The sequence below is a fragment of the Paenibacillus rhizoryzae genome, assembly GCF_059686995.1.
On sequence record NZ_JCAALT010000003.1, the window covers coordinates 335098 to 353332 of the forward strand.

The 18235-nt window shown below is 52.2% G+C and carries 20 protein-coding genes; 17 read left to right on the top strand and 3 right to left on the bottom strand.

Annotated features, from left to right (window positions below; translation table 11 throughout):
• The first annotated feature begins 89 nt into the window (after positions 1-89).
• The 4 genes from AC6ESO_RS10405 to lipB are packed head-to-tail and all read left to right on the top strand — an operon-like array spanning position 90 to position 4283.
• Positions 90-1124: a thiamine pyrophosphate-dependent dehydrogenase E1 component subunit alpha gene (locus AC6ESO_RS10405; protein ID WP_497091291.1), complete on the top strand. Its 1035-nt coding sequence runs from the start codon at positions 90-92 to the stop codon at positions 1122-1124.
• A gap of 1 nt (position 1125) precedes the next feature.
• Positions 1126-2109 (top strand): alpha-ketoacid dehydrogenase subunit beta, encoded by a 984-nt coding sequence (locus AC6ESO_RS10410; RefSeq protein ID WP_497091292.1) that lies wholly within the window; start codon positions 1126-1128, stop codon positions 2107-2109.
• A 39-nt stretch (positions 2110-2148) separates the two neighbouring features.
• Positions 2149-3543, top strand: a complete 1395-nt coding sequence (locus AC6ESO_RS10415) for a dihydrolipoamide acetyltransferase family protein (protein WP_497091293.1) — start codon at positions 2149-2151, stop codon at positions 3541-3543.
• Positions 3544-3560: 17 nt separating this feature from the next.
• Positions 3561-4283 (top strand): lipoyl(octanoyl) transferase LipB, encoded by a 723-nt coding sequence (lipB, locus tag AC6ESO_RS10420; protein WP_497091294.1) that lies wholly within the window; start codon positions 3561-3563, stop codon positions 4281-4283.
• Here the strand turns inward: lipB and prli42 are convergent.
• On the bottom strand, positions 4251-4349 hold the full coding sequence (gene prli42, locus AC6ESO_RS10425; RefSeq protein ID WP_494818884.1) for a stressosome-associated protein Prli42: 99 nt from the start codon (positions 4347-4349) through the stop codon (positions 4251-4253). The genes lipB and prli42 overlap by 33 nt on opposite strands.
• A 78-nt stretch (positions 4350-4427) precedes the next feature.
• On the opposite strand from prli42, the gene AC6ESO_RS10430 reads away from it, so the two are divergent.
• Entirely contained in the window at positions 4428-5561 is a 1134-nt protein-coding gene (locus AC6ESO_RS10430) for a M20/M25/M40 family metallo-hydrolase (protein ID WP_497091295.1), read from the top strand.
• A 92-nt stretch (positions 5562-5653) separates the two neighbouring features.
• On the opposite strand, the gene mciZ is transcribed toward AC6ESO_RS10430, so the two are convergent.
• A complete protein-coding gene (gene mciZ / locus AC6ESO_RS10435; protein ID WP_497091296.1) occupies positions 5654-5812 on the bottom strand; it encodes a Z-ring formation inhibitor MciZ in 159 nt (52 codons plus the stop codon).
• Positions 5813-5921: 109 nt separating this feature from the next.
• Between mciZ and AC6ESO_RS10440 the strand changes: the two genes are divergently transcribed.
• The 4 genes from AC6ESO_RS10440 (at position 5922) to fur (ending at position 8976) form a co-directional block, all read left to right on the top strand.
• Positions 5922-6479: an NUDIX hydrolase gene (locus AC6ESO_RS10440; RefSeq protein ID WP_497091297.1), complete on the top strand. Its 558-nt coding sequence runs from the start codon at positions 5922-5924 to the stop codon at positions 6477-6479.
• 2 nt (positions 6480-6481) lie between these two features.
• Positions 6482-7702, top strand: a complete 1221-nt coding sequence (locus tag AC6ESO_RS10445) for an endonuclease Q family protein (protein WP_497091298.1) — start codon at positions 6482-6484, stop codon at positions 7700-7702.
• A gap of 65 nt (positions 7703-7767) precedes the next feature.
• Entirely contained in the window at positions 7768-8412 is a 645-nt protein-coding gene (spoIIM, locus tag AC6ESO_RS10450) for a stage II sporulation protein M (RefSeq protein ID WP_497091299.1), read from the top strand.
• Positions 8413-8511: 99 nt separating this feature from the next.
• On the top strand, positions 8512-8976 hold the full coding sequence (gene fur, locus AC6ESO_RS10455) for a ferric iron uptake transcriptional regulator (protein WP_497091300.1): 465 nt from the start codon (positions 8512-8514) through the stop codon (positions 8974-8976).
• Positions 8977-9046: 70 nt separating this feature from the next.
• On the opposite strand, the gene AC6ESO_RS10460 is transcribed toward fur, so the two are convergent.
• On the bottom strand, positions 9047-10339 hold the full coding sequence (locus AC6ESO_RS10460) for a S8 family peptidase (protein WP_497091301.1): 1293 nt from the start codon (positions 10337-10339) through the stop codon (positions 9047-9049).
• Positions 10340-10546: 207 nt separating this feature from the next.
• Between AC6ESO_RS10460 and ald the strand changes: the two genes are divergently transcribed.
• From ald to AC6ESO_RS10500, 8 genes are all read left to right on the top strand, one after another.
• The gene (gene ald, locus AC6ESO_RS10465; protein ID WP_497091625.1) at positions 10547-11689 is read left to right on the top strand and encodes an alanine dehydrogenase; all 1143 of its coding nucleotides are present in this window, start codon (positions 10547-10549) and stop codon (positions 11687-11689) included.
• Between the two features lie 119 nt (positions 11690-11808).
• Positions 11809-12042, top strand: a complete 234-nt coding sequence (locus tag AC6ESO_RS10470; protein WP_497091302.1) for a DUF4227 family protein — start codon at positions 11809-11811, stop codon at positions 12040-12042.
• 100 nt (positions 12043-12142) lie between these two features.
• Positions 12143-13051 carry a site-specific tyrosine recombinase XerD gene (gene xerD / locus AC6ESO_RS10475; RefSeq protein WP_497091303.1) on the top strand — a complete coding sequence of 303 codons (909 nt, stop codon included), beginning with the start codon at positions 12143-12145 and terminating at the stop codon, positions 13049-13051.
• 7 nt (positions 13052-13058) lie between these two features.
• Entirely contained in the window at positions 13059-14234 is a 1176-nt protein-coding gene (locus tag AC6ESO_RS10480) for a phosphopentomutase (protein WP_497091304.1), read from the top strand.
• A gap of 58 nt (positions 14235-14292) precedes the next feature.
• Positions 14293-15117, top strand: coding sequence for a purine-nucleoside phosphorylase (locus AC6ESO_RS10485; protein WP_497091305.1), 825 nt, complete (start codon positions 14293-14295; stop codon positions 15115-15117).
• Positions 15118-15229: 112 nt separating this feature from the next.
• A complete protein-coding gene (locus AC6ESO_RS10490) occupies positions 15230-15403 on the top strand; it encodes an aspartyl-phosphate phosphatase Spo0E family protein (protein WP_497091306.1) in 174 nt (57 codons plus the stop codon).
• Positions 15404-15451: 48 nt separating this feature from the next.
• Positions 15452-16780: a pyrimidine-nucleoside phosphorylase gene (locus tag AC6ESO_RS10495; RefSeq protein ID WP_497091307.1), complete on the top strand. Its 1329-nt coding sequence runs from the start codon at positions 15452-15454 to the stop codon at positions 16778-16780.
• 195 nt (positions 16781-16975) lie between these two features.
• Complete coding sequence (locus tag AC6ESO_RS10500) at positions 16976-18166, top strand: serine hydrolase (protein ID WP_494818898.1); 1191 nt, start codon at positions 16976-16978, stop codon at positions 18164-18166.
• Positions 18167-18235: the final 69 nt, after the last annotated feature.

Below are 18235 nucleotides of genomic sequence, written 5' to 3' on the forward strand. Positions count from 1 at the left end.
CATTTCTTTTTCGGTAAAAGTCGGTTATAATGGGTATAGGCAAGTCTTAGTACCTGGTTATAATAGCAGCTAAAAGGAGGGCATCCCTCATGACACAATCCGAATCTGCCGTGCAGCAATCCAAACATGCTGCGCTTGGGCTAACGGACGATCAAGCCATTGAAATGTATACGTTAATGACAACCGCTCGTCGGTATGATGAGCGCTGTCTGCTGCTTCAACGGGCAGGCAAAATCAAGTTCCACGTATCCGGCATCGGGCAAGAAGCCGCACAGGTTGGCGCAGCCTTTGCGTTAGACCGGAATCAAGATTATTACCTGCCTTATTATCGCGACTACGCATTTGTGCTTGCAGTAGGTATGACATTGCGCGAGCTTATGCTTTCCCTATTCTCTAAAGCGGCTGACCCGAATAGCGGCGGTCGCCAAATGCCGGGACACTTCGGTTCGAAGCGTCTGCGCATCGTTACGGGCTCAAGCCCTGTGACAACGCAAGTGCCGCATGCCGTTGGTTTTGCGCTGGCTTCCAAGATGAAGAAGAAAAATTTCGTATCCTTTGTTACCTTCGGCGACGGCTCCAGCAATCAGGGGGACTTCCACGAGGGTGCAAACTTTGCCGGAGTGCATAAACTGCCGGTTATTTTCATGTGCGAAAACAATCAATATGCGATTTCGGTTCCGCTTCATAAGCAAATCGGCGGAAAAATCGCTGACCGTGCCATTGGATACGGTTTCCCTGGCTATAGCGTAGATGGCAACGACCCGCTGGAAGTGTATCGCGTCGTCAAAGAAGCACGCGAGCGCGCAGCAAACGGCGAAGGACCAACACTGGTAGAAGCCGTGATGTACCGTTTGTCACCGCATTCCACATCGGATGAGGATCTTGCTTACCGTACGAAGGAAGAAGTCGACTCGCATCGCGACAAAGACGGCTTGCCGAAGTTCAAGCAATATTTGATTGACAGCGGAATTTGGGATGAAGAGCGGGATGCAGCCTTGATGCAGCAGATTAAAGCGGCTCTGGACGATGCGACCTCCTATGGGGATCAAGCAGCTTTCCCAGAGCCTGAAGATATATTGAAACATGTTTACGCCGATGATCATCATGGCGAAGGAGGACGCTAACATGCCGAAAATGGACTATATCGATGCGATCCGCTTGGCCATGAAAGAGGAAATGGAACGCGATGAGGATGTATTCGTGCTCGGAGAAGACGTTGGCCACAAAGGCGGCGTATTCACGACGACGAAAGGGCTTATCGGCCAGTTTGGCGAGGAACGTGTACTAGATACTCCGCTTGCGGAATCCGCAATCGTCGGCGCTGCCATCGGCGCGGCCATGTATGGCATGAAGCCGATTGCCGAAATGCAATATTCGGACTTTATGTTCCCGGCTACCAATCAAATTATTAGCGAAGCGGCCAAGATCCGTTATCGCTCCAATAATGACTGGACATGCCCGCTTGTAATCCGTGCGCCGATCGGCGGCGGTATCTTCGGCGGGCTGTACCATTCCCAGTGCCCCGAGTCCGTATTCTTCGGAACACCCGGTCTCAAGATCGTAGCGCCGTATACGGCATACGATGCGAAAGGGCTTCTGAAAGCAGCTGTTCGCGATCCGGATCCGGTTATTTATTTTGAAAACAAGAAATGCTACAAGCTTGTAACCGGCGATGTTCCGGAAGGCGATTATATCGTTCCGATCGGGGAGTCAAACATCCTTCGCGAAGGCGACGACATTACGGTCATCAGCTACAGCCTGCCGCTTCACTTCGTGCTCGAAGCAGCCGAGGAGCTTGCAGAAGAAGGCGTGTCGACGCATGTGCTCGACTTGCGGACACTCCAGCCGCTTGACAAAGAAGGCGTTCTGGAAGCTGCCCGTCGTACCGGTAAAGTGCTCATCATTCATGAAGATAACAAATTCGGAGGCATTGGCGCAGAAGTGTCCGCTATCATAGCAGAAGAGATGCTTTATGAGCTGGATGCTCCAATTATGCGGCTATGCGGTCCGGACGTTCCGGCAATGCCGATCAATCCACCGGGCGAGAAATTCTTTATGCTGAATAAAGATAAAGTGAAAGAAGCGATGAAGAAGCTGGCATTATTCTAAGATCGAAGTCGCTTCGCAAAACATTTAGGAGTGGTCGGAATGAAGAAATTGACGGAAGTCGTCATGCCACAGCTCGCAGAATCGCTTGTCTCCGCAACGATCGACAAATGGCTGAAGCAGCCTGGCGATTCGATCGAGATGTATGAGCCGATCTGTGAAATTCTTACTGACAAAGTAAATGCAGAACTACCCGCGACCATTCAAGGGACGCTGATCCGAATATTAGTCGGTGCAGGTGAGACGGTGCCTGTAGGTACGCCGCTTTGCCTCATCGAGGTTGATGAAGAGGGAGCGGGTACTGCTGCTCCGACTGCGTCACACGCAGGAAGCAGCAATACCCTTGCAGCGTCGTCCGGCGCTCCGGCCCGCGGCAACGAGCGAGCAGCGGTTCGTGCTCAAGGTGCAGCAGCTGAAGCAGGCGGGGATGGCAATGATCATATGCGTCATCGCTACTCTCCTGCGGTTCAGTCTCTTGCAGCAGAACATAATGTAAACTTGTCTGGAATAGAAGGAACAGGGCTTGGCGGACGAATCACTCGAAAAGACGTGCTTGCTTTCGTGGAGTCCGGACGCGGGGCTAAAGCTACTGGAACAGCAGCCGGACATGTAGGCAGCGCTCAGCAAACACAGCAGTCGAATAAGAGCGGCGGGGAGCAGGTTCGTTCCTCCGGCCTTCATTTGTCTGAAACGCCTCGTATTCCGGGTGTTGAAGTGGAAGGGCAGCAAGTGCCGGGCAGAAGCGAATATTTTATCGATGTTACGCCTGTCCGCAATGCTATCGCACGTAATATGCGCCAAAGCGTTACTGAAATTCCACATGCTTGGATGATGATGGAAGTGGATGTGACCAACCTCGTCTCCCTGCGCAACAAATTGAAAGATGACTTCAAGAAGCGTGAAGGCGTGAATCTTACTTATCTCGCATTCTGGGTGAAAGCCGTCGTTAATGCGATCAAAGATTTCCCGATTATGAATTCGGTTTGGGCCGTTGACAAAATCATCGTGAAGCGCGATATCCATATCGGTCTTGCGGTGGGTACAGAGGATGCGGTTAAAGTACCTGTCATCAAAAACGCGGATCAGAAAAATATTGCCGGCCTCGCCAGGGAGATTGAAGATCTTGCCCGCAAAACGCGCGAAGGCAAGCTAACGCTCGCAGACATGGAAGGCGGAACGTTCACCGTAAACAATACGGGGTCGTTTGGCTCGATCTTGTCATACCCAATCATCAACTATCCGCAAGCAGCTATCGTTACCTGCGAATCCATCGTGAAGCGTCCTGTCGTCATCAATGATATGATTGCGGTTCGTTCGATGGCCAATATTTGTTTGTCGCTGGATCACCGGATTCTCGATGGCGTCATTTGCGGACGTTTCTTGCAGCGGGTGAAAGAAAATTTGGAAAGCTTCAATCTAGATACGAAGCTGTATTGAAACGGGGCTTACATGTTATGACAACGAACGCGAAAGCGATCGATGTTCACTATACGCCCATGCTCGGTTATGCCGAAGCATGGGATTTACAGAAGGCATACGTCAAACAAATCGACAAGGAGGAGCGACGTGAAACGCTGCTCCTTCTTCAGCATCCGCCGACCTATACGATCGGTTCGCAGCGCCATCCCGAGCATTTGCTCTATTCGGAAGAAGAATTAGCCGCTCGCGGCATCGGCGTGTTTCAAATTGACCGCGGCGGGGATATTACGTATCATGGACCGGGTCAGCTTGTCGGGTACCCGTTGCTTTATTTGGATGGAGCGGGCCTTGATCTGCACGGTTACTTGCGTCAGCTGGAGCAGGCCATCATGGACTGGCTGGCTGGGTATGGAATCGAAACGAACCGGAAGTCGGAGTATACCGGTGTTTGGGTTGGCGATGCCAAAATTGCGGCGATCGGCGTGAAGTTTAATAAAGCCAGGACTCGACGCGGATTCGTGACGAGCCATGGCTTTGCGCTTAATATTAAAGCAGGCATTGCGCAGGATGGATTTCGAGGCATCATTCCTTGCGGGATCCAGGAATATGCGGTAACTTCTTTTGCCGACGTAACAGGTATTAACTTAAGTGTGGAACAAGCGGCACGCGAGCTGCTGCCGCATTTCTGCAAACAGTTTGGCTGTGAAGTGGAAGAAGAAACCGGACTATTCGAAGATCCAGCCGATACCCATCAATAATGTGGAGATCAGCAGCGAGGCGATGAGCAGCCAGATGAACACTTTCATCAATTGGTTCTGACGCACGAGAGCATGCTCCTTTCGTAAATAAGATGTACAAGTATGAGACTATTGTAAACGAAATCCATGAACGGAGGAAAGCCGATGATTAATAACCAACGAATAATCGATGAATTTATGGCGCTTGTCCAGGTGGACAGCGAAACGAAATATGAGCGTGACATATGCGACGTGCTTACCGGAAAGCTGAAAGAGCTTGGTTTCTCAGTAGAAGAAGACGATGCGGCAAGTATTACGGGGCACGGGGCAGGCAATCTGTTCGCGATGCTTGAAGCAAACGGCAGCGAGAATGCACCGACGATTTTCTTTACTTCCCACATGGATACGGTAGTGCCGGGAAAAGGAATTAAACCGCGTCTGGATGCAGACGGCTACATAAGAAGTGACGGCACGACAATCCTTGGAGCCGACGATAAAGCCGGACTCGCAGCCATGTTCGAAGCCATTCGCGTAATCAAGGAACAGAGTCGTGCTCATGGTCCGATTCAGCTTGTTATTACGGTTGGAGAAGAAAGCGGGCTTGTAGGCGCGGCAGCGATCGATCCGAAGAAGCTGAAAGCGAAGTTCGGTTACGCGCTGGATTCCAACGGTCCGATCGGCGATATTGCCGTTGCTGCGCCGTCCCAAGCGAAGATTACGATCAAAATCCACGGTAAATCGGCACATGCAGGCGTTAATCCGGAGGATGGCATCAGTGCCATCCAAGTGGCAGGCAAAGCGATCTCCCGTATGTCGCTTGGAAGAATCGATCATGAAACAACGGCAAATATCGGACGTTTCGAGGGCGGAGGTGCAACGAACATCGTTTGTGATTTCGTGAAACTAGATGCGGAAGCCCGCAGCATTGTGCAGGATAAACTCGACAAGCAGGTCGGGTCGATGCGCGAAACCGTCCTTGCGGTTGCAGGTGAGTTCGGCGCAAAGGCGGAGTTTGAAAGCAAGCTGATTTATCCGGCGTTCAACTTTACCGACGGAGATCCGGTTGTGGAGCTGGCGAAGGCTGCCATTGAGAAAATCGGCAGAACACCGAAGCTGTTTCACTCCGGCGGCGGAAGCGACGCGAATATTTTCAACGGGCATGGCGTCCCGACGGTGAACCTTGCGATTGGCTATGAACATATCCATACGACGAATGAACAAATTAAGGCAGAGGATTTAGTGAAAACGGCTGAGCTGGTTGTAGCGATTATCGAACAAGCGGCGGAACTGACGGAATAACAGCTTGCCTATACGAATAAGGGTTGCCGGCTGTAGAGTGATCTACGGCGGCAACCCTTTCTATTGTTTGAGCGTGATGCGTCCTACGACGTTCAGCGCGTCGACTGTAAATATTCACCAAGCGTGCGACCGGACTTGCCGTTAATCGGGCTTGTCTTCGCGCTCGCTTTGGCAAGCAGCTTCAGTTGATGACGGATTTCCCAGGCTTTTCCCACAAGTGCCATCGAGCTTTTTACCGTGTATTGTTTCATGATTGATCTCCCCTTTTGCTATACTGATAGATAGATATGAGAGAGTTAGAGAACATATGCCAACTGAAATGCCGATTTGCCGAATTGCCTTCAAAGGAGCCGATGAGAGATGTTAGAGAAAACCGATCAATTCCGAGAGAAAACAATCAAGACTGAACCGATTTTCGAAGGGAAAATAATTTCGCTGCAGGTCGATACGATCGAGCTGCCTGATGGCAAAACAGCTACGCGCGAAATTGTGAGACATCCCGGAGCGGCAGCCGTTCTTGCCCTAATCGATGATAAAATGCTGGTCGTGGAGCAGTATCGCAAGCCGATGGAGAAGTTCCAGATCGAGATTCCGGCTGGGAAGCTGGATGCCGGCGAAGATCCGATGGTTGCGGCAGCGCGTGAGCTTGAAGAGGAAACCGGCTACCGTGCCGGGAAGCTTCGTCCGCTAAGTGCGTTCTATACGTCACCTGGATTCGCCGACGAGAAGCTGTACGTGTATCTTGCAGAGGATCTTGTGAAAGGGGAAAGCGCGCCGGATGAGGATGAGTTTCTGGCGGTAGAAGCGATTACGTTCGAGCAGGCCCAGCAATATATGAAAGAAGAGCGGATCAGCGATGCGAAGACCATTCTGGCTGTCTATGCATGGCATATTTACAGGCTTACGGGAGAGATCTAGAGGTGACGACTGTGAAAGCGGCTGTACAAGAAGGGAAGCTGGGCCGTGTATTTGCCGATCTTCATTTGCATATTGGACGGACGGAGCGGGGAGAACCGGTTAAGATCAGCGGCAGCAAGGATCTAACCTTCCGCAACATTGCACACGAGGCGGCGGTTCGCAAAGGAATCGGTCTGCTTGGCGTGATCGACTGCCACTCTCCCGGTGTTCAGCGAGATATAGAGTCCTTACTTGATTCTGGGGAAATGACCGAAATTAGCGGTGGAGGTATTCGCTACAGGAATACGACGATTCTTCTCGGCTCCGAAATTGAGGTTCGCGATGCCGGTTTCGGCACGGCACATCATCTGATCTATCTGCCCGATTTTGCAGAGATGCAATCGTTCACGAAGTGGATGTCCCGCTCGATGCGCAATGTACAGCTCAGCTCACAGCGTTTATATGTGCCATCCCGAGAGCTGCAAGCGGAAGTGAAGGGACGAGGCGGGCTGTTCATCCCTGCTCATATTTTCACGCCGCATAAGAGCTTGTTCGGGAGCTGCTCCGATCAGCTAAGCGATACGTTGGATCCGAGTCTCGTAGATGCCGTCGAGCTCGGATTAAGCTCGGACAGCGAGATGGCAGGGCTTATTCCTGAGCTTGATACGCTGCCGTTTCTGACGAATTCAGATGCGCATTCCTTAGCGAAGATCGGTCGTGAGTACAATGAGCTATACCTTCAAGAGCCGTCATTTAGGGAGCTGAAGCTGGCACTTGAAGGGGCTGAAGGACGGGCAATAACGGCCAATTATGGGCTGAATCCGGTGCTCGGAAAGTATCATCGCACGTACTGCGTGAATTGCGGTTCACTCGTGGAGGACAAGCAGGATGCCGAGCGTTGCTTGCAATGCGGCAGTCTCAAGCAAGTACGAGGTGTATTGGACCGGATTATGGAGCTAGGGGCTAAAGCGGGGCGAAGCGAGCCGGTAGTGCCGCAAAATCGTCCGTATTATATTTATCAAGTACCGCTGGAATTTATCCCGGGGATCGGCCCGAAGACGTTGTCCAAGCTGCTGGATCAGTTTGGTACGGAGATGAACATTCTTCATGATGTACCGACGGCGGCGATTGCAGAGATTGCAGGCGAATCGGCGGCAGCGATTATAGCTGAAGCCCGTACTGGTTCTTTAAAGCTGCAAGCAGGCGGCGGAGGCAACTACGGCAAAGTCGCAAGCAAGTCGTAAGCAGACCGTCATAGCTGCGGGGGCTTGGACATACACTGAACCATCTGGGTTTAGGGGGATATGCCATGCGATCATCCGCGCTTCAGCCGAATATGAAGGATCAGCTGACGCTTTATGTATTCGTGTCTGTATTATTTGTCGTAGGGGTAGTTTTCGGTGCGCTTCTCGTTAATGCATTGACGCTGGATCAGCAGCAAAATTTGGCGGGGGATGTACAGCAATTCATCCATCATATCCAGGAAGGCGTCTTGCAAAGCGGCGGCGAGTCGTTCTGGGATCGGGCTTGGTTCCATGCCAAATGGCTGATCCTCATCTGGGTGCTAGGTCTGACTGTCGTTGGGATGCCGCTTGTGCTGGCGCTTGATTTTCTGAAAGGCGTCTTGGTAGGCTTCGCGATCGGTACACTGGTGCGGCAATTTGCGTGGAAAGGTCTGATCTTCTCGCTAGCTTCAGTCGCCCCGCCAAATTTACTGGCTGTACCGGCCTTTCTCATCATTAGCGTGTCGGCTGTATCTTTCGGACTGTATGTGATTAAGAACCGGCTCTTAGGCCGTTTCGGCACGCTTAGCCAGCCATTATTCACTTTCACATCCAGCGCTGTCATGATGCTGATCATCATTCTGGGAGCTGCTGCCGTGGAGTGTTATGTCACTCCGATGCTGCTAAAATGGGCCGCTCCGCTTATCGTAGGTGTCAGCGGTGGATTGTAATGATTCTAAAAAAAATTGACTTTGTTCGTTATGAGCACCTATAATAAAAGCAAACCGATTCCGTGATTATGGCACAAGTCAGGTATGAGGGGGGAAGCCATGGAATCCCGGATTGATAAGATTAAGCAGCAGCTGCAGTCGCAGGGGTACAAGCTCACCCCACAGCGAGAAGCTACAGTTCGTGTGCTTCTGGAGAACGAAGAGGATCATCTTAGCGCGGAAGACGTGTTCATGCTCGTCAAGGACATCGCGCCTGAGATCGGATTAGCAACAGTATATCGAACATTGGAACTGCTGAGCGAGCTGCATGTCGTGGAGAAGATGAATTTTGGGGATGGCGTTGCGCGGTACGATTTACGGGCAGACAACAACAAACATCATCATCACCACCTCATCTGCGTGCAATGTGGAACCATGAGTGAAATATTGGAAGATTGGCTGGGGCCGCTTGAAGAGCGACTCGAGCGGGAATACGGTTTTATGGTTCTTGACCATCGCCTTGATTTTCAAGGCGTATGCGTCAATTGCAAAGCGAAGAACGACGCACTCAAGGTCGAAAACTAAACACTCCCTTCTGCAGTGTTCTCAGCACTAGTGCTGAGCAACACTGTTAAAGGGAGTTTTTTGTGCGCTTCTAGGGTCTCTTCCTTCTTGACTTGTGACCGGATTTGGACTTGCGAGAAGCCGCTTCTGTCGATTGATCGGAGGAGGAGTAAGCTGCTGCCCCTCCAAGCTGCATAATCCCATAGCCCTGCGCTTTGGAGGAGTAGTTCGAGATTCGCTTGGCTGAAGCGCGCAGCCGCTTCGTAATCGTCGAGGGACTGAGCGAGGGATCCAGTGACTTCAATAGCGCAACGCCGCCGGCCACATGAGGGCTGGACATGCTCGTGCCGGATAACACTTGATAACCGCCGCCCAGCGATGTCGATTTGATATAGCTGCCCGGGGCAGTGACGTCGATGCCATAGCCGCGGCTGCTATAATTAGCGACCTTTCCTTTACGTGTAGATGCTGCAACGGCAATCGCTGTCGAGTACCTAGCGGGCTGATCTATTCGTCCGGTGCTAGTTCCGCTGTTTCCCGCTGAGGCCACGACGATAATGCCGTTCTGTCTGGCGCGCTGAACGGCTTCCTTCAGCGCGCTGCTCGTTTCCCCTTCGAGACCAAGGCTCATATTGATGATGGGAATCTTCTTGGAGATACACCAGTCGATGCCTTTAATGATATCAGAGACGTAACCTGCGCCGCTCGCATCGAGCGCTTTGACGGCGTACAGCCTCGCGCGGGGTGCTACGCCTTGCAGCACGCCGTTTGAACCGGCTGCCGCCGCTATGCCTGCTACATGGGTGCCATGGCCGTTGTCGTCTTTGTAAGACGAACCGCCCATCGTATTGACGCCCCCGTAAATGCGAAGGTCAGAATGTTTGGCGATGCCTGTATCGATAATGGCGATTCCTGCGCCTTTGCCTTTCGTGGACGACCATACTTTATTCGCTTCTATTTGCGAGTGATTCCAGCCTACGCTGCCTGAGGACGAATCCGAGTGCAGCGTTCCTTTGCCTGCGCCGCGCGTTCGCAAGTTTTTTCTCATGTAGAGGGAAGCTTTTGCGCTGATGCGGACCTTTGCGTTCTTCGTTTTGGTCTGCACCGGGAAACCATGCGCATGGAGCTTGAAATCGGGCTCCACGTAGCTGACATTCGGATGCTCGGCTAATGATTGCAGCTGCTGGGTACGACGGCTGTCGACGTGACAGCAGATGACGCGGTTGCGGCGAATGCTCTTAACCGGTCGTATGCCGTATTTGGCAAGCTCCTTAAGACATTGCGTATATTGGGATTGCGATTTGAAGCCGATTAATTTACGCGTCGTATGACCTGATGATCTGCCTTTTGAGCAGCTGAGCAGCAGCCGTTCAACATTTGGCAAAGATGCTCCTCCTTTGACGATAGACTGAACTTCCAATCGGTGCAGGAACCAATACTCCAGTGTATGGAGACATTCGTACAAGGGCATGGGTAGATGCTGATACACGGGTACATATTTTCCGTTCCGCGAGAGAAAGTATCAGGGAGGACTGTCAACCCGTCCTCTGCCTGCATATGAAGAATCAAGGAGACGGAGAGGGAGATGCATATGATTATCGGCGTGCCGAAAGAAATCAAAGCAAGCGAGTATCGAGTTGCGCTTACCCCTGCAGGAGCGGGAATGTTGAAGGCTGCCGGTCATGAGGTCGTGGTCGAAAGCGGTGCCGGAGAAGGAAGCAGCTTTACTGATGAGGCCTATATAGCGGAAGGCGCTGCCATCTTACCGACGGCGAAGGAAGTCTGGGCGAAAGCAGAAATGATTATGAAGGTGAAGGAGCCATTGCCGGAAGAGTTTGGCTATTTCCGCGAAGGGCTGCTCCTGTTTACGTACTTGCACCTAGCCGCTGCGCCTGAACTCACAAAGGCACTCATCGAGAAGGATGTCTCGGGAGTCGCCTATGAAACGATTCAGATGCCTAATGGCAGCTTGCCGCTGCTCACTCCGATGAGCGAGGTAGCGGGCAGGATGGCGGTGCAGGTTGGGTCTCAATTCTTGGAAGCCTTCTACGGCGGACGCGGGATATTGCTTGGCGGCGTACCGGGCGTTCCTCCTGCCGAGGTAATTATCCTTGGCGGCGGCATCGTGGGTACGAATGCGGCTCGTATTGCGCTTGGCATGGGAGCAAGCGTCGTTATTCTGGAACGCAGCGCGGATCGGATGCGTTATATCGATGAAGTGTTTGAAGGCCGCATTCGTACATTAATGTCGAACCCCTATAACATTGCAAGCGCGGTGAAGAAAGCGGATCTGTTGATCGGAGCGGTCCTCATTCCAGGTGCCAGAGCACCGCACTTGGTCACCGAAGAGATGGTGAAGACGATGAAGAAAGGTGCCGTCATCGTGGACGTTGCCGTTGACCAAGGGGGAACCATTGCGACAATCGACCGCGTAACAACGCATAAGGATCCGGTTTATGAGAAACATGGCGTCCTCCATTATGCCGTTGCGAATATGCCCGGAGCCGTTCCGAGAACCTCTACACTGGCCTTGACGAACGTGACAATGCCGTATGCGCTGGAGCTTGCCGGCAAAGGGCTGGAGGAAGCCGTGCGGGCGAACGAGCCGCTTCGTAAAGGTGTGAACACGTACAAAGGCCGCGTTACGCATCCGCAGGTAGCTGAGGCTGTAAATATGCCGTACATCAGCATGACTCAATTGCTTGAGAGCGTAGCTTTCGATAAACTAAGCTAGCTGGGCGCTTATGCATGATTCGTCGTCCCTGCTCATAAGGTGTTGTAAAGGACAACCATTGCCCGTCTGCAAACGGGAAAGGCTGCCCATTCTTCGCTTTAGGAAAAGGGGTAAATGCGATGGTGGTGTCGGTTCGCAGGTGGCTGAGACGGATAATTTTTGTGCTGCTGCTCTGTTTTTTCACAATTACGATGTATGGCGGCTGCCGGTTTATCGCCGTTTGGATTACGCCTGAGGATCCGTATCGCGTACCGCAGGGTCAAGCATTGAAGGTATTCAAAGAAGAACCGTTTCAGGTGGATGCAAGCAGCATTTATGACAAGCTCCGTTTATTTTACTGGTATGGCGAATAGGATGCGCGTGTTTTGGCTTCCTTTGGCAGGATATCAAGCAGCTTTGTGGAATATAGCAGGGATACCTGCTGAAGCTGTTTATCCGGGAAAGGAACGACCCATGAGAGTGCATCTGCGAACATTTATACAGTATTTACAGGAAGGGCGGAGGCTGTCCGCCAATACGTTGTCTTCCTATGAACGCGATTTGTCGTTATTTCTGGATTACGCAGAGAGTCAGGGCATTTCGTACGTGGACGGCATCCAAAAGCACCACCTCTCTCTCTACATGCTTCAGCTGAAGCAGCAGGGACGGGCGGTTGCGACTGTTTCCAGGCATATGGTCTCGATACGTGCTTTTTTCCATTATTTAATTATGCAGCGGCATATGCAAAGCGATCCGACGATTCATTTGGAGATGCCTAAGCAAGAGAAGCGGTTGCCCAAAATAGTTACGATTACAGATGTGGAGAGACTGCTCGCCGCACCAGATCCCGAAACGAATGCCGGTATACGCGATCTTGCCATGCTGGAGGTTCTCTATGCAACAGGGATCCGCGTATCTGAACTTATCTCTTTAGATGATGAGCATATTAACCTGCCGATGGGCTTCATTCGTTGTATCGGCTCCGCGACCAAGGAGCGAATCATTCCGCTTGGCAATGTTGCCACTGAAGCACTGACCGTGTATTTAAAGCAGGTGCGCGTGAAGCTGCGTAAGCATGACGAAACGGCGCTGTTTCTCAATCAGCAAGGGGCCAGAATGACCCGGCAAGGCTTTTGGAAAATTTTGAAGAAATACGCTGCAGAAGCGGGCATCGAGGGCGAAATGACGCCGCATACGCTTCGGCATTCCTTCGCTGCTCATCTGCTCGAGAACGGCGCGGATTTGCGTGCCGTGCAAGAAATGCTCGGCCATGCCGATATTTCCACAACCCAGGTGTATGTGCAGGTGACCAAACCGCGCATTAAAGAGGTGTACAACCTGGCACATCCGCGGGCTAGAAGTAAACATACGAATTCGGAGTGATCAGGCTATGAAGTTTGACCGTATTACAGTAATCGTGCTCGACAGCGTCGGAATCGGCGAGCTTCCGGATGCACCGGCATTCGGCGATGTAGGTTCCCATACATTGGGTCATATTTTGCAAGAGGTGCCGGAGCTTCAAATGCCGCATCTTCGCAGCTGGGGACTTGATAGAATCGCTCCCCTTGGCGGTTGGAACCCGGAAGCAGACGCCTTAGCTTACTATGGCAAAATGGCTGAAGTATCCGTGGGTAAAGATACGATGACCGGCCACTGGGAAATCGCAGGCTTGAAGGTGACCGTACCCTTCCGGACATTCCCGGACGGATTCCCGGACGAGCTGCTCAGCGAGTTTGAGGCTCGGACTGGCCGTGGCGTGCTTGGCAACAAATCAGCCAGCGGTACCGATATTATGGACGAACTGGGCGAAGAGCAGCTGAATACAGGGAAATGGATCGTTTACACGAGTGCGGACAGTGTATTCCAAATTGCTGCGAACGAAGACATCATTCCGTTAGAGGAGCTGTACCGTGCCTGTGAAATCGCGCGTGAGCTTACGCTGGACGATCGGTATGCCGTTGGACGAGTCATCGCGAGGCCATTCGTGGGCAAGCCAGGCTTTTTCAAACGAACGGCGAATCGGCATGATTACGCGGTGAAGCCGCCGGCACCGACCGTTCTGAATGCGCTGAAGGACGGCGGATTCGATGTCATTGCTGTCGGCAAGATCGATGATATCTTCGTCGGCGAAGGCATTACCGAGGCGCTTCATACGAAGAGCAACGAGGATGGCGTGAATAAAACCATCGCAGCGCTGGATCGTCCTTTTAAAGGCATGCTCTTCACGAATCTGGTCGATTTCGATTCGCTATATGGTCATCGTCGCGACCCTCAAGGTTACGCCGGCGCGCTTGAAGCGTTCGACCGCAGTGTGCCGGAGCTGACGAAGCGTCTCGGAGAGCGGGATATGCTCATCGTGACAGCCGATCATGGTAACGATCCAACCTATTCCGGCACCGATCATACGAGAGAGTATGTGCCCTTGCTGGTATACGGACCGGCTTTGAAGACGCCGGGATCGCTTGGCATTCGTTCAACATTTGCGGATGTGGCTGCCACAATCGCCGATAATTTTGGCGTGGCGCGTCCCGATCATGGAGTGTCATTTTTGAATGAACTAAACTGATTAAGTTATACCTGCGCTATACCTGCACGACAACAAATTTTACAGGAGGTTCATCAACGTGAACACACTTAAAGCATCCCATATTCAAGAAGCGGCAGCCTACATTAATTCGAAAATAGCCATACAGCCGGAGGTTGGCCTTATTATGGGTTCCGGACTCGGCATTCTTGGTGACTACATCGAAGAGGCTGTCGTCATTCCTTATCACGAAATTCCGCATTTCCCGATCTCCACTGTAGAAGGTCATGCCGGCGAGCTGATGATCGGCAAACTATCCGGTCGTCCGGTTGTCCTCATGCGCGGGCGGTTCCACTTGTATGAAGGATACGGCCCTGATCTGACCGCTTTCCCGGTACGCGTAATGAAAGCAATCGGCGCTTCGAAGCTTGTGGTTACGAATGCGGCCGGCGGCGTGAATACGACCTACAATCCGGGCGATCTTATGCTGATCAGCGATCACATTAACTTCCAAGGCCACAACCCGCTTGTCGGGCCTAATGACAAGGAGCTTGGCGTTCGTTTCCCGGATATGTCCCAGCCTTACAGCAAACGTTTGCGCGAACTGGCAAGAGACGTAGCGCTGGATCAAGGGTTCACACTTCAAGAAGGCGTGTACATTGCGGTGCTTGGACCCTCTTACGAGACCCCTGCAGAAATTCGCATGATGCGTATATTAGGAGCGGATGCTGTCGGCATGTCGACGGTTTCCGAGGTTATTGCGGCAAGCCATTCCGGCATTGAAGTGCTCGGCATCTCTTGTATCAGCAACATGGCATCGGGTATTTTGGATCAGCCGCTGTCGCATGATGAAGTCATGGAAACGACGGAACGTGTGAAATCCAGGTTCCTTGGCCTAGTAAACGGCGTTATTCCGCTTATGTAGGCTGTAACAAAAATGTAATAAAGGCCTCGACTGATTGTGACATTCTTTGTCCGCTTGTCGTCGTATAATGTCCGTGACAGATAGTACACAATAAAGTGGGGATTGCGAGTTCATGGACAATCAAAGTTATCGTCGACTGGAACGACTGCGAGGACAATTGGTGGCGGCTGCGATGAGTAAGGAAACATTTCTTCACCGAGATGTGATCCAGCTCAGCCAGACGCTTGACCAATTGATCGTCAAAGTGCAGGCAGAGAAAAGCAAATCGTCGAGTGCCCAAAGGTGACCTGATGCAAGTTACGAACATGGTTTATACATAAGGAGGCTCATCCGCTTGCGAGCAGTCGATATCATTCAAAAGAAACGAAATGGCGGAGTGCTGTCTAAGGACGAGCTGTCATTTCTTATAAAAGGCTATAGCCAAGGCGATATCCCGGATTATCAGCTTTCCGCCTGGGCTATGGCTGTTTTTTTTCGCGGTATGAACGCGGAAGAAACGGCTAACCTAACGATGGCCATGGCAGAATCGGGCGATCAAGTCGATCTGTCGCCGATTCGCGGCATTAAAGTAGATAAACACAGCACCGGCGGTGTTGGTGATAAAACGAGTCTGATTATCGGCCCCCTTGTCGCCTCATGCGGTGTACCGGTGGCGAAGATGTCAGGTCGCGGACTTGGACATACGGGCGGCACGATCGACAAAATGGAAGCGATGGCAGGGTTCCGTACCGAGCTGACGAGCGAGGAATTTATTGCGCAGATGAACGAAATCGGGCTTGCCATTGTCGGCCAAAGCGGCAATATGACGCCTGCTGACAAGAAGCTCTATGCGCTCCGCGACGTAACGGCAACCGTAGAGTCGATCCCGCTTATTGCGAGCTCAGTTATGAGCAAGAAGATTGCAGCCGGTGCGGACGCAATCGTGCTCGACGTGAAAACAGGAAGCGGCGCTTTCATGAAGACGCTGGAGGATTCCGAGGAATTGGCCAAAGCGATGGTAGCGATCGGGACGGAGGTTGGCCGAAAAACGGCAGCGCTGATCAGCGATATGGATCAGCCGCTTGGTTATGCGATCGGCAATGCCCTTGAAGTACAGGAAGCGATTGATACGCTCCATGGTAAAGGGCCTGAGGATTTGACTGCTCTGTGTCTGGCGCTCAGCTCACACATGGTTGTGCTTGGCGGTCAAGCCGGCAGTCTCGCGGAAGCCGAGGCCATGCTGCGCGACCGTCTGGCTTCCGGCGCGGCTCTGGAGAAGTTTAAAGTCTTCGTAGCGGCGCAAGGCGGTAATCCGCAGGTGGCTGAAGACCGGTCATTGCTGCCGCAAGCGCCGCTTGTGCTAGAAGTTCCGGCAGAGCAGGATGGCTACGTGAGTGCTATTCAAGCGGAGGAACTTGGTCTTGCGGCGATGCTGCTTGGCGCAGGTCGCGCAACGAAGGAATCGGTCATCGATTATGCGGTTGGCGTTGTCATGCAGCGCAAAGTCGGCGACAAGGTGAAGAAAGGCGATTGTCTTGCGCTGCTGCATGTGCGTGAGGACAACGCGTCTGTTCGTGACGTTGTTAAGCGCGTGCAGGAGGCGTATACGTTCAGCAGTGAACCGGTAGCACCTTCGCCGCTTCTTCTGTCTGTAGTGACAGAGCAAGGCGTACAGCGGTTTTAGTATGGCGTTAGTTGGAAGATCTGAGCGGCTATTCGGGGTAAATCCCGAATGGCCGCTTTTTTTTGCAGGATAGTTTTGATTTTCAATCTAAAAAATGGAATATTTTACTGTTCACTCGTCCACACTAGGAATGAGATTTTAGCCGATTTGCGGCCATAGCTATGCCGCGGGCATCATTCAGGAGGAGAACAACCTATGATTAGCAAATGGAAGCAATTGCTCGCCATGAGTTTAACGGCGATATTCGTTCTATCGGCACCTGCAGCTGCCTTGGCGAAAGAAGGCGCGGCGCCGAATGCCGCACCTGCCGGCGCAGCGGATTTGGCACCGTCTGCCCGCTCCGCCATTCTGATGGACGCAGACAGCGGTACGATTATTTATGAGAAAAACAGCCATGCTGCCTTGCCGCCTGCCAGCATTACGAAGGTGATGACGATGCTGCTCATCATGGAGTCGCTGGACGAAGGCCGTATCAAGCTGACAGACAAAGTTTCCACGAGTGATTATGCCGCTTCTATGGGAGGCTCGCAAATTTTCCTGGAGCCGGGCGAGCAAATGAGCGTCGATGAGATGCTGAAGGGCATCGCGCTGGCATCAGGCAATGACGCCTCTGTGGCCATGGCCGAGAAGATCGCCGGAACGGAAGCCGCTTTTGTCGACATGATGAATAAGCGTGCGGCTGAGCTGGGCCTCAAGAACACTCATTTTAACAATTGCAATGGGCTTCCGGCTACCGATCACTACTCATCTGCACATGATATTGCAGTGATGTCCAGAGAGCTGCTCAAGCATGCCGAAATTACGAAATATACAGGGCTGTACCAGGATTATCTGCGTAAATCCAGCGAGAAGCCGTTCTGGCTCGTGAACACCAATAAACTAGTCCGGTTCTACACAGGTGCAGACGGCCTCAAAACCGGTTTTACAAGTGAAGCGAAGTTTTGCCTGACAGCTACTGCTCGTCGTGACAATCTGCGTGTAATCGCGGTTGTTATGGGAGAGCCAAACACGAAAACGCGTAATGCCGAAGTTTCCCAGATGTTCGATTATTCGTTCGCGCAGTACATGAACCATACGATCTTCCAGAAGGGGGACGAAATGGGAGTCGTGTCTGTTGAGAAAGGTGTACTGCCTGAGCTTAAGCTGACGGCGAAACACTCGTATAGCGTGCTGCTCAAGAAAGGCAGCTCGGTGAAAGATATCCGCTACCAACTGCAGCTGAATCCGCTGAAGGCGCCGGTGACGATCAACGAACCGATCGGGAAGCTGATCGTATTCCAAGGCGACCAGGTGCTGACTGAGTTTGCGGTGGATTCCCCTGCTACGGTGGAGCGTGCCGGCTGGTGGACGTTGTTCAAACGGTCCTGCGGCAGTTTATTTAAATAATTTTGTCGTCAAATGATGCAGCTCCCGCGCGGTATTTGTCTGCTTCTAGCGCTCTGCTTCTAGTTTTGT